The sequence below is a fragment of the Arthrobacter sp. MYb23 genome (assembly GCF_002979775.1).
In the GTDB taxonomy this organism is placed as follows: Bacteria; Actinomycetota; Actinomycetes; order Actinomycetales; family Micrococcaceae; genus Arthrobacter.
The window spans coordinates 11,869-22,969 of record NZ_PCPR01000001.1; the positions used below are offsets into that span (position 1 = coordinate 11,869).

Annotated in this window: 10 protein-coding genes; 3 read left to right on the top strand and 7 right to left on the bottom strand. The window is 62.4% G+C overall.

Features of this window, described 5'->3' with window-relative positions; translation table 11 throughout:
- Window positions 1–64: 64 nt before the first annotated feature.
- The 5 genes from CQ020_RS00065 to CQ020_RS00085 form a co-directional block, all read right to left on the bottom strand.
- The gene (locus CQ020_RS00065) at window positions 65–565 is read right to left on the bottom strand and encodes a DUF3817 domain-containing protein (RefSeq protein WP_105690045.1); all 501 of its coding nucleotides are present in this window, start codon (window positions 563–565) and stop codon (window positions 65–67) included.
- The gene (locus CQ020_RS00070; protein ID WP_105690046.1) at window positions 562–1,419 is read right to left on the bottom strand and encodes an SURF1 family protein; all 858 of its coding nucleotides are present in this window, start codon (window positions 1,417–1,419) and stop codon (window positions 562–564) included. The genes CQ020_RS00065 and CQ020_RS00070 overlap by 4 nt, the downstream gene beginning before the upstream one ends.
- A 64-nt stretch (window positions 1,420–1,483) precedes the next feature.
- Entirely contained in the window at window positions 1,484–1,972 is a 489-nt protein-coding gene (locus CQ020_RS00075; RefSeq protein ID WP_105690047.1) for a PTS sugar transporter subunit IIA, read from the bottom strand.
- 47 nt (window positions 1,973–2,019) lie between these two features.
- Window positions 2,020–3,774: a glycerol-3-phosphate dehydrogenase/oxidase gene (locus CQ020_RS00080; RefSeq protein ID WP_105690048.1), complete on the bottom strand. Its 1,755-nt coding sequence runs from the start codon at window positions 3,772–3,774 to the stop codon at window positions 2,020–2,022.
- A gap of 81 nt (window positions 3,775–3,855) precedes the next feature.
- Window positions 3,856–4,989, bottom strand: a complete 1,134-nt coding sequence (locus CQ020_RS00085) for a GuaB3 family IMP dehydrogenase-related protein (RefSeq protein ID WP_024817526.1) — start codon at window positions 4,987–4,989, stop codon at window positions 3,856–3,858.
- 150 nt (window positions 4,990–5,139) lie between these two features.
- Between CQ020_RS00085 and CQ020_RS00090 the strand changes: the two genes are divergently transcribed.
- The 3 genes from CQ020_RS00090 to CQ020_RS00100 are packed head-to-tail and all read left to right on the top strand — an operon-like array spanning window position 5,140 to window position 7,374.
- Window positions 5,140–6,039 carry a WXG100 family type VII secretion target gene (locus CQ020_RS00090; RefSeq protein WP_105690049.1) on the top strand — a complete coding sequence of 300 codons (900 nt, stop codon included), beginning with the start codon at window positions 5,140–5,142 and terminating at the stop codon, window positions 6,037–6,039.
- A 49-nt stretch (window positions 6,040–6,088) separates the two neighbouring features.
- On the top strand, window positions 6,089–6,718 hold the full coding sequence (locus tag CQ020_RS00095) for a hypothetical protein (RefSeq protein WP_105690050.1): 630 nt from the start codon (window positions 6,089–6,091) through the stop codon (window positions 6,716–6,718).
- 5 nt (window positions 6,719–6,723) lie between these two features.
- Window positions 6,724–7,374 carry a hypothetical protein gene (locus CQ020_RS00100; protein WP_105690051.1) on the top strand — a complete coding sequence of 217 codons (651 nt, stop codon included), beginning with the start codon at window positions 6,724–6,726 and terminating at the stop codon, window positions 7,372–7,374.
- 3 nt (window positions 7,375–7,377) lie between these two features.
- On the opposite strand, the gene CQ020_RS00105 is transcribed toward CQ020_RS00100, so the two are convergent.
- Together CQ020_RS00105 and guaB are read right to left on the bottom strand one after the other, a co-directional pair.
- The gene (locus CQ020_RS00105; protein ID WP_105690052.1) at window positions 7,378–9,270 is read right to left on the bottom strand and encodes an ABC transporter ATP-binding protein; all 1,893 of its coding nucleotides are present in this window, start codon (window positions 9,268–9,270) and stop codon (window positions 7,378–7,380) included.
- A 104-nt stretch (window positions 9,271–9,374) separates the two neighbouring features.
- Complete coding sequence (gene guaB / locus CQ020_RS00110) at window positions 9,375–10,886, bottom strand: IMP dehydrogenase (protein WP_024817531.1); 1,512 nt, start codon at window positions 10,884–10,886, stop codon at window positions 9,375–9,377.
- Window positions 10,887–11,101: the final 215 nt, after the last annotated feature.

Consider the following 11,101-nt stretch of genomic DNA (forward strand, 5'->3'; position numbering starts at 1 on the left):
CGAAGGCGTCCAAAGCCCAAAACGGCCCCGCCGTTAGGCATCTCACATCTGGACGCCGCAGGTTCTAGTAGCGCTTGAACGCCTGCGGATTGGCTGCGAGTTCCGCTTCCACCTGAGCATGGAATTTCTTCTCCACGATGAAGGACAGCAACGGGACGACTCCACCGAGCGCCAAAAGGACCATCTTGGAGAAAGGCCAGCGCATGAGCGACCACAGGCGGAAGTTGGAAACCAGGTAGACCACGTACATCCAACCGTGCACAATCAGCACCGAGGTTGAGATGTTGAAGCCGCCAATGACTCCCTTGGGTTCGGATTCAGCAAAGCCAAAGCCAAACGGCTGGCCCGTAACAGCATTCGTGCCACCAGCGAAGAGCGAGACGCCGAAGCCGTAGCGGGCGATCAATTCCGCGCACAGCAGGAGCAGCATGGCGCCTGTGAGGTACGCCATGACTTTGTAGAACTTCAACGCCGAACGGATTTGTGCTTCCGTCCCGCCGAAGCGCCTCTTCTTTGGCTTGGGTCCGGATTGTTCGGGCTGGATAGCCGGTTTTGGCTCAATCATTGCTGCACCTTTTGTTCTGGCTCTGGGCTGGTGGGTTCTGTGGTTGCCTCGGGGTGGCCGTCATCGTCGAACTCGTCATCCTCGTCCTCGTCTTCCTCAAGGTCGCGCCGGTAGTCGTCCTTCACCAGCCGCCACCAGATGAAGATCGAGAAGCCGGCGAAGACTACCCATTCCACTGCATAGAAGAGGTTCAGCCAGTTGACCTGCTCTGCAGGGGGCTGCGGCGGGATGTTGAGCGCCTTGACGTCGTCTCCGAGGGGAAGCGTGACGCCGCCCGAAACTTCAGACGTCGCTGCGATGAAGCCTTGGTAACTGGACACTTCCCACGTGTTGATGAGCTCCGCCGCTGAGACAGCGGACGCCCGGCCTGGACCGGCGTCGACGTTTGGAACCGGCGCTTCAGACGGGATGAGGCGACCGGTCAGCGTGATGGTTCCCGACGGCGGCGGGCCGGCTTGGGCGGCGTCGGCCACCCAGCCGCGGGCCACCGGGATCCAGGTTTGTGGCGAGGCACCAGCGCCCTTGAGCGCGGGGGCGTCGTTGACGGCAAAGGCCGAGACGATCCAGAAGCCTTTTTGGTTGTTGTAAAGGCGGCCCTCAACGAGGACCTGCTTCTGGGGATCGTAGGTTCCCGTGGCGGTGACCATCTGGTCCGAGACCGAACCGGGAAAGAACTGGCCCGGCTGGAGGACATCCACCAGCGGTTTTACTTCTTCAATGCTGGACGGCGCCGGGGGCTCATGTTGGGCAGACCGGCTGAGCTGCCATTGGCTGAGCAGCACAAACACCCCGGACAACAGAAGCGCAAAGACCAGTCCTGCGATCCAGCGGGGTTTCAACGCGGTTTTCAACACCCCTTAACCGTACTTCGTCCGGCTGTAGAACAACGAAACGAGGCGGAAGCGGCTTCGATCACCGTTAGTGGTCGAAGAACACCAGGCTGGAGTTGATGAGTTCGGAAATGACCTCGGTATCGTGCGCCCGGCGCAGAGACTCCCGGAACGACTCCTTTGACAGCGAACGGGCCAACGTGGCCAGGACCTCGAGGTGGTCGGAGAAGGAACTGGCGGGCGTGGCGATGAGTAGGACCAAGGTTGCCGGACCGTCAGTGGCGCCGAAGTCCAGGGCATGGCCGAATTTGGTCACACCTACCGCTATGGAGATTCTGTCCACGAATTCGCTGCGGGCATGCGGAAGGCCGATGCCACCCGGTAGGCCGGTGGCTAGCTGGTGCTCCCGCGAATGCACTTGCTCCAGGAAGCCCTCAAGGTTGGAAATCCTGCCGGCTGCGTAGAGCCTGTGAGCCAGTTGAGCTGCGGCATCGATCTTGTCCCGGGCAACAAGTTCAAGGATGACCGTATCCGGGGTTGTCAGTTCCGCGTCGTACCGGTCGAGTGGTTCAGCCAAGTTATGTTCCCTCCGTGTGGCCTGCCGGCCTCAGTCCCTTGAGCTGGTCAGCGAAGGGGAACGATGTCATCCACTCCCATGCGCGCAGCATCGGCCGATTCGTCATCGGGTTGCTGCTGACTAAGCCGTTCAGCTTCCACACGCGCCAGGTAGTGCTTGATTTCGCTTTCGCGCTGAGTCTCGCTCCAGCCAAGGATTTCTCCCATCAGCTTAGCTACTACGGGCGCTGCCGACACACCGCGGTCCCATGCCTCGATGGAGATCCGGGTGCGGCGGGTCAGGACATCGTCAACGTGCCGTGCGCCCTCATGGGTTGTTGCATAAACAACTTCTGCGGCCAAATAGTCATCGGCTCCGGGGAGGGGCTCCCCCAATTCCGGCCGGGCGGCGATGATCTCCAGGACTTCCGGAGTCATGGATCCGAAGCGGTTGAGCAGATGCTCCACCCGGGCCACGTGAACTCCGGACTGTTCTGCTAACCTGCTGCGTCGGTTCCAGGCAGCTTTGAATCCCTCTGCTCCGAGGAGCGGAATGGTTTCTGTACAGCTGGATGGCACGCGTTCGTCCATGGCCCTGGTTGCCTCGTCGACGGCATCTTTGGCCATGACGCGGTAGGTGGTGTACTTCCCGCCGGCCACCACAACGAGCCCCGGCACCGGATGCGCCACCACATGTTCGCGGGACAACTTGGCAGTGGAGTCGTTGTCCCCCGCCAGCAGAGGCCGGAGGCCTGCGTACACACCTTCCACATCCTCGCGGGTCAGCGGGCGCTTGAGAACCTTGTTGACATGCTCCAGAACGTAGTCGATGTCCTTGCTGGAAGCCGCCGGGTGGGCCTTGTCCAGCGTCCAATCCGTATCCGTAGTGCCGATAATCCAGTGCCGGCCCCAGGGGATCACAAAGAGCACTGACTTTTCGGTGCGGAGAATCAGCCCGACGGTGGACTGGAACCGGTCCCGTGGCACCACAAGGTGGATTCCCTTGGATGCACGAACCTTGAGCTGGCCGCGGTCCGTGACCATGGCCTGCGTTTCATCGGTCCACACGCCGGTGGCGTTGACCACTTGCTTCGCCCTTATTTCGAAGACGCTTCCGTCCTCTTGGTTCTCTACCTTGGCCCCGACAACGCGTTCCCCTTCACGGAGGAAATCCACCACTCGGACGCGATTCGCGGCATGGGCTCCGTAGTGGGCCGCGGTCCTGACGACGTTGACCACCAAACGGGCATCGTCCACCTGGGCGTCGTAGTAACGGATGGAACCTACGAAGGCATCTTCTTTGAGGCTTGGAGCCGCGCGGAGGGTTCCGCGACGGAACAGGTGTTTGTGCATGGGGACGCCCCGGCTATTGCCGGAGGTCAGACCCAACGTGTCATAGAGCATGATTCCCGCGCCCACGTAAGGGCGCTCCCAGATACGGCGCGTCAGCGGGTACAGGAAGGGGACAGGCCGCACCAAGTGCGGAGCGATTCGCTGGATCAGCAGCCCCCGCTCTTGAAGGGCTTCCTGCACTAAGCCGAAATCGAGCATCTCCAGGTACCGCAGTCCACCGTGGATGAGTTTTGAGGATCGGGACGAAGTGCCCGACGACCAGTCCCGGGCCTCCACGATCCCGACCGTCAGTCCACGGGTGACGGCATCCAGGGCCGCACCGGCGCCCACCACGCCGCCTCCGACAATCAGGATGTCCAGCTCTTTGCCCGGCTGGGCAGTGGCCTTCAGGACTTCGATTGACGCGGCGCGGGATTCCGGGCTCAGTGCTCCCGGTGAAGTTCCCTGCGGACCGCCTGCGACATTGCTCATCGGACCCCTCCTCAAACGCAACAGCTTGGTAGTCCCCTACCCTACTTGCTGCTTGCCACGTTGGGCAGGGCCGCCGGAGGCCTAGCCCAGGTACGGCGAGACGACGACGTCCACCCGTTGGAATTCCTTCAGGTCTGAATAGCCTGTGGTCGCCATCGAGCGGCGCAGGGCACCAATCAGGTTCGACGTTCCATCGGTGTGGTGGCCAGGACCGAACAGGACCTCTTCCAGCGGACCAACGGTACCCACGTTGACGCGGTCACCACGCGGAGACTCAAGGTGGTGGGCTTCAGGACCCCAGTGCCAGCCACGGCCAGGGGCTTCTTCGGCGCGGGCAAGGGCGCTGCCGAGCATGACGGCGTCGGCGCCCATGGCGATGGCCTTGACGATGTCGCCGGAGCTGCCCATGCCGCCGTCGGCAATAACGTGGACGTAACGTCCCCCGGACTCATCCATGTAGTCACGGCGGGCGGCAGCGACGTCAGAGATGGCCGAAGCCATGGGCGAGTGGATGCCGAGGGCACGGCGTGTAGTGGATGTGGCGCCACCACCGAATCCGACCAGGACGCCGGCCGCGCCCGTTCGCATCAAGTGGAGGGCAGGGGTATAACCGGCTGCGCCACCGACGATGACGGGAACATCGAGTTCGTAAATGAACTGCTTGAGGTTCAGCGGTTCGTGGTTCTTGGAGACATGCTCGGCAGAGACGGTGGTGCCACGGATAACGAAGATGTCGACGCCGGCTGCCACTACGGTCTTGTAGTGCTCTTGGGTGCGCTGCGGAGTGAGCGACCCGGCGACAGTCACACCCGCGGCGCGGATCTCGGCCAACCGGGAGCTGATGAGTTCCGGCTGCACGGGAGCCTGGTACAGGTCCTGCATGCGCCGCGTAACGGCTGGGCTGCTGGTTTCATCAGCCAGAGCGGCGATCTCGTCGAGGACCTTCTGCGGGTCCTCGTACCGGGTCCACAGTCCTTCGAGGTCCAGGACGCCTAGGCCACCCAGGCGCCCCAACGCGATGGCGGACTCCGGTGACATCACCGAATCCATCGGCGCCGCGATGACAGGCATGTCGAATTTGTAGGCGTCGATCTGCCAGGAGACAGAGACGTCCTTCGGGTCACGCGTCCGGCGGTTCGGAACAATCGCGATGTCATCCAGGGAGTAGGCACGACGCCCACGCTTGCCACGGCCAATCTCAATCTCGTAAGTCACGGCTCTACTTTACTTGACCCCTCCCGGAACCCCGCTTCGCGCCGCGCGTTGCCCCCGGGAGCTTTCCACATGGGCAGGAATCCCCATGGCAGAACGCAGGACTTATCCGATAGCCTGCGAAACCATACGCACATCTTGCAAGGGGGAACCATGGCGCCTGGGTTATACGGAGCCGACATTGAACAGCTCAACTCGCTATCCAAACAAATGGGACAAGCGGGAAGCCGGCTCCAGAACCAGGAACTCCAGGTCAATGGCCTGATCTCGGGCGTTGCGTGGAAGGGAGCCGACGGCGAGCGCTTTCGCCGCGAATGGGACAGCACCCTGCGGCCCATGTTGCACAGGGCCTCCCGTTCCTTGGATGACGCATCCAGAATGCTGCGCGCCCAGGCTGACGAACAGCAGAAGGCCAGCACTCAGGGTGGGTCCTCCAGGGGAGGGTCTACGGGGGCCAACAGCCCGCAGACTCCCGGCGGCACCGTCAACGGCGACACCCCCACCACTGGGTGGGAGGGGCTGTTAGGCGTCACCGGCAGCCAGGGTTGGTGGGCCGGCAACGCCCTCGTCACCGCCAGCGGTTTGGCGACGGACTCGATCCTGGCCCAGATGGCCAAGGGCGGGTTGGTAACGGAACTGACCCGGTGGCCCTGGCTCAGCGCCCAGTACGGCCAGGCGGCCGGCGCCGGGTATGTCAAGGGCACCCAACTGCTCAACGGCAGTTCAATGCTCGGGCGGCTCTCTGGGGCCTTGGGCTTCGTCACCGGCGGAATTCAGGTCTACCAAGGAATCCAGACGGGACATCCCGGAATGGCGGTGGACGGCGGGATCTCTGCCGCGTTGGCCGTGGGTAGCTTTTTTCCGGTGGTTGGCCCTGCCTGCGCCATCGCCGGCATCGCCTGGGGTGGCTTGGGCCTCCTGGCGACGAACATGGGCTACGACTCCGCATCGTCCATGATCGCTGATGGCGCGGAGCATGTCTGGGAAGGAGCACAGGACGCCGCCGGAGCAATAGCCGACGGCGCAAAGAAGGTCTGGGGATGGCTTACATGATCGCGCCACTTCCTACACTGGACAGAGAAACCCTTAACAGAAGGTAGAAATGACCACCCAGACAGAAGAAACCCAGGCATTGCTCATCACCGAACACGAGCTCATCGCTCTCATTGCGCTGGCCGGCACCGACGGCGCACTGAAATGCCAGACCCTTTTCCGCCTCGATCACGCCGCCGGGGCGCCGCTGGAACAGGCCGGTGTTGCCACGCTGTTGGAACGTGGGTTGATGAAGATCGAAAACGACGCTCTCCTGCCGGTTGGGCCGGCCGCGACCGTTACGGCTGTCCTCGCGGATGCCACGGCGTGGCTGGAAACAGCCCTCGTCACCCCGTCCTCGGAGCATGTTTCCTTCATGTTCGGCGCAGAGCAGGGTGCCCTGCTGCTGAATCTGAGCAAGTACGGCGTTCACGAGCTGCACCCCATTACGGGCTCCGAAGGTATGGTCGCCACTGCAGTGCAGATGGCCGACTATTACCTGAACCAAGCGCCGGACGGCTTTCCCGCGGCCGCAACCACCCGCCGGCACTTCAACGACGGAACCTCCCGAGCGGTGCACGTCAAAGCTGAGGCCGACGGTTCCCTGTCGATCGCCGCGGGCGAAGGCGAAAATCTCGATTCTACGGCCCTTACGCGTGATCAACTCGACGCACGCGTCCGCGCAGGCTTGGAGCGATAACCCGGGTGAGCTATCAGTCAGGCCCTGCACCGCTTTACCACTCAGACCGTTCCCTTGACTATTGGCTTTCCCCGGAGCTCTCGGCTATCACCCCGACGAATGCGCGTTCCCGCCTGCGTGAGCTCGCCAGCGCCCGAGGAGCTTACATGGGCGCATGGGCTGCCGGAATCGGATTCGGCGGGTTCCTTGTCCTCCTGGGTGTAGTCCTGGCTGTTCGGCTTGGCACGCTCGTAACGCTTCCTGCCCTCGGCATTCCCGGCGCAGCCCTCACCGTACTGTGCGGAATATACTTCGCGAGGGTTCGGAACCGGTTGCCGCGGACAGACCGGGCGCTGGTCAATCGTGGTCCTGGGAACCTGCGCGGGGCGCTTTCCTTCGTGGCGTTCGTCCTGCTCGTCTTCACGGGACTGTTCGCTTTCACGGCCAAACCGTCCACCTGGCAGGATCCTGGCGCACTGCTGACGCTGGCTTCGGTTCTAGCCTTCATGGTGTGCCTCCTCGTGGTTGGGATCATCGTCCCGGCCACCATCGCGAGCCGTTCGAGGGAGTCGCTTCGCCGCAAGGCTGCAACTGATCCGCATTTCCGGGCGCTGCTGGAGCAGGACCTCGCCACGTGGCGTGATCCCTACGGCAACGCAGGGTACGGCCCGCTATAAGCCTCAGGGTGTGTTCTGACTGCTCTCATCCACGGAGAGCTGGGATTCAAACATACGGAAGTACCTGCCGCGCAGGGCAACCAATTCCTTATGTGTCCCCTGCTCCGCTATCCGGCCGTCTTCCAGCATGTACACGATGTCTGCCTTCTCTATGGTGGCCAGGCGATGACTGATGGCGATGATGGTGCTGCTCCGGTCCGCGAACAGCCTGGTGAAGATTCGGTGCTCGGCCAAAGCATCAATAGCGGATGTGGGCTCGTCCATGACCATGAACGAGGCGTCGCGATAGAAGTTCCGCGCCATGGCCAGTCGTTGCCATTGGCCACCTGAGAGCCCGCTTCCCTTGCGTCCCCGGGGGTCCTCCATCCAGTTACTGACGTGGTTCTCCAGGCCATTGGGCAACTTGTTGATGAATTCCATGGCTTCGGCGTCAGCGGCCGCCCGCCGGATGCGGTCATCGTCCCGGGGCTGGTCCACATCTCCCAGGTAGATGTTCTCCGCGGCGGTGGCGAACTCGTATTTCAGGAACTCCTGGCTCAGAACGGCCAGGTGCCGGTGCCAGCTGGTGACGTCAATCCCGGCGAGGTCTACGCCGTCCAGCAGGACCTGGCCGGAATCCGGCCGGTACAGGCCCGCCAGGATACGGATCAGCGTTGACTTGCCAGCGCCGTTCTCCCCCACAATCGCAATGTGCTGACCGGCCTTGATGGTCATGGAAATGCCCTTGATGACCTCAAGGTCGCTCCCCGTGTAACTGAACCGGATGTCCCGCATTTCCACGGTGACGGGCGAGCTTGGCAGCGGCTGTTCTTTTCCACTGGGGACGGGAAGGGCCATGAAAAGCTCGTAGTCCTTAAGGTTGGCCAGGTCCTCATCAATGGAACTGAGCGAGGAGACGAGGCTGTTGGCGGTGGACAGCGCACGGCTCACAATCTGCTGAACGTAGAGGAACTGTCCCACCGGCTGCGCCCTTGCGATGATCTGACCAACCACCCACACCAAGGACACCACCTCGGCTCCGTACTGAAGGGAATCGGCGGCAAGCTGCTTGGGGATGTAACGCTTCTGGAAGTCCAAACGCCTGCGCTCGTCGGCGTCGCGCAACCTCGACCGCAGGTCCATGAGGTATCCAACGATCCCATATAGACGCATCTCTGCGATGTGCTGGGGCCGGAGCAGGTTTTGTTCGATCATCCGGCGTTGCCGCCGCGAATCCACCTGTGTGTTCCAGTGTGCGATCTGCTCGCGGGAGAGTTTGAACTGCAGGTACACGCTGGGCACGATGGCTACCAACACAATGACGGCTATCCACCAGCTGACCAGCAGCAGAGCACCAATGGCCAGGACCACGGAAACGAACTGCGTAAAGATGGCGGCTATCCGGTCCAGCACGCGGGCGTAGGAATCGGAGAACCGCTTGGCGCGGTCGTAAAGATCCACCGTTTCCTTGTCGTCATAGCGCCAGAACTCCAGCGCCAGGAACCGCTGGTACATCATGTCCCCCACGATGGCACCCACTTTGAAGCTCATCAGCTGCTGGATGTACCGGTCAACACTGCTGAAAGCTCCCCAGAACAATCCCAACGCGGCAGTGATGATGACGTACAGAATGGCCCGTGGGCCGGAGTCGGGATCCCCCGCATATCCGGCCGCCAGCGCTGTGGTGGTCAAAGCGGCGAAGTAGGTGGTAACCAGCGGAAGGGTGGCCGAGATCAACGAGCCTGCCACCTTCATGATGACCGCGCCGGGTGAGGCTTTGAAGCTCACCTTCAGGACCTGCCCGACGGCGCGTGCGTACGGCCGCAAGGCCAGCTTGCGGGGCGGCGGCTTGCCCGGTTGGGCTGAGTTCAGCCGGACCGACTCCGGGTGCCGCGGTTGCGCGGGCTGTTCTGACATATGCCCAGCCTATTCTTCAGGACCGACAATTCTGCCGCGTCCCGTTAAACAGTTGTTCCCCGTGGAAACTTCCACGGGGAACAACTGTCTAAGAAGGTGATGGATCAGCGCGAACCGTAGTTGGGTGCCTCGACCGTCATCTGGATGTCATGCGGGTGGGACTCTTTGAGTCCGGCCGGCGTGATGCGGACAAACTTGCCGCGTGCTTTCAGCTCCGGAATGGTGGGGGCTCCGGTGTAGAACATGGTCTGGCGGAGGCCGCCCACCAGCTGGTAAGCCACCGAAGCCAGCGGGCCCCGGAACGCAACCCGGCCCTCAATACCTTCGGGGATGAGCTTGTCATCGCCGGAGACGTCAGCCTGGAAGTAGCGGTCCTTGGAGTAGGACGTGTTCTTCCCCCGGGACTGCATCGCGCCAAGGGATCCCATGCCACGGTAGCTCTTGAACTGCTTGCCGTTGACGAAAATGAGCTCGCCCGGGGACTCCTCACAGCCGGCAAGGAGGGAGCCCAGCATCACGGTGTCGGCTCCTGCAACAAGTGCCTTGCCGATGTCGCCCGAGTACTGGAGGCCGCCGTCGGCAATCAGCGGAACCCCGGCAGGGATTGCCGCCTTGGCAGATTCGTAGATGGCGGTGATCTGCGGAACGCCCACACCGGCAACCACGCGGGTGGTGCAGATGGATCCCGGTCCCACGCCCACCTTGATGCCGTCAGCGCCGGCGTCGATCAGCGCCTGGGCACCTTCTCGGGTGGCCGCCTGGCCGCCGATGATGTCCACGTGCGCCGCAATGGGATCGGACTTCAGGCGGCGGATCATGTCCAGCACGCCCTGGGAGTGGCCGTTTGCGGTGTCAACGAACAATGCGTCCACACCGGCGTCGATGAGCTTCATGGCGCGTTCCCAGCCGTCACCGAAGAAGCCGATTGCGGCACCTACGCGAAGGCGGCCCTCGTCATCCTTGGTGGCCAGCGGGTACTGCTCGGCCTTGGTGAAGTCCTTGGTGGTGATGAGGCCCATCAAGCGGCCCTGCTCATCAACGAGGGGAAGTTTCTCGATCTTGTTGGTGGCCAGCTTGTGCGAGGCTTCCTCGCGGCTGATACCCACGTGACCGGTGATGAGCGGCATCTTGGTCATGGCGTCGCTGACGCTGCGCAGCGGGAATTCCGATTCCGGAATGAAGCGGGTATCGCGGTTGGTGACGATACCCAACAGGCGGCCGTCGGTGTCCACCACGGGAAGGCCGGAGACACGGTACCGGGAACACAGCACGTCAAGTTCCTGCAACGTTGCCTGCGGGCCGATGGTCAACGGGTTGGTGATCATGCCGGATTCGCTGCGCTTGACGCGATCAACGTGCTCGGCCTGGTCATCGATGGACAGGTTGCGGTGAACCACGCCCAGACCACCTTGTCGTGCCATGGCGATGGCCATGCGGGACTCGGTGACGGTGTCCATGGCGGCGGACAGCAGCGGCGTCTGGACGCTGATCCGGCGCGAGATGCGGGAGGACGTATCTGCCTCGGACGGAATGACATCCGTGTGTCCGGGGAGTAGCAGGACGTCATCGTACGTCAGGCCAATGAGGCCAAAGGGATTGTGTTCGGGCTCGGTCATGAGTGTGCGCCTCTTACCTGGGTTTCCGGGGGCTTAACTGGTAGGGGTTGCAACTGATGACCAGCCCGTCATTACGGGACTGGCCTGTGCATTGAAGTACCTGTGCAGAAATTACCTGTGCAGAAGGTATTGGGTAAATACTAGAACCTTCGCGGCGATCACCATATTCCGGGAGGCCTGAGTGTGAGTAACAGCACTCACAGCAGCTACCAAGG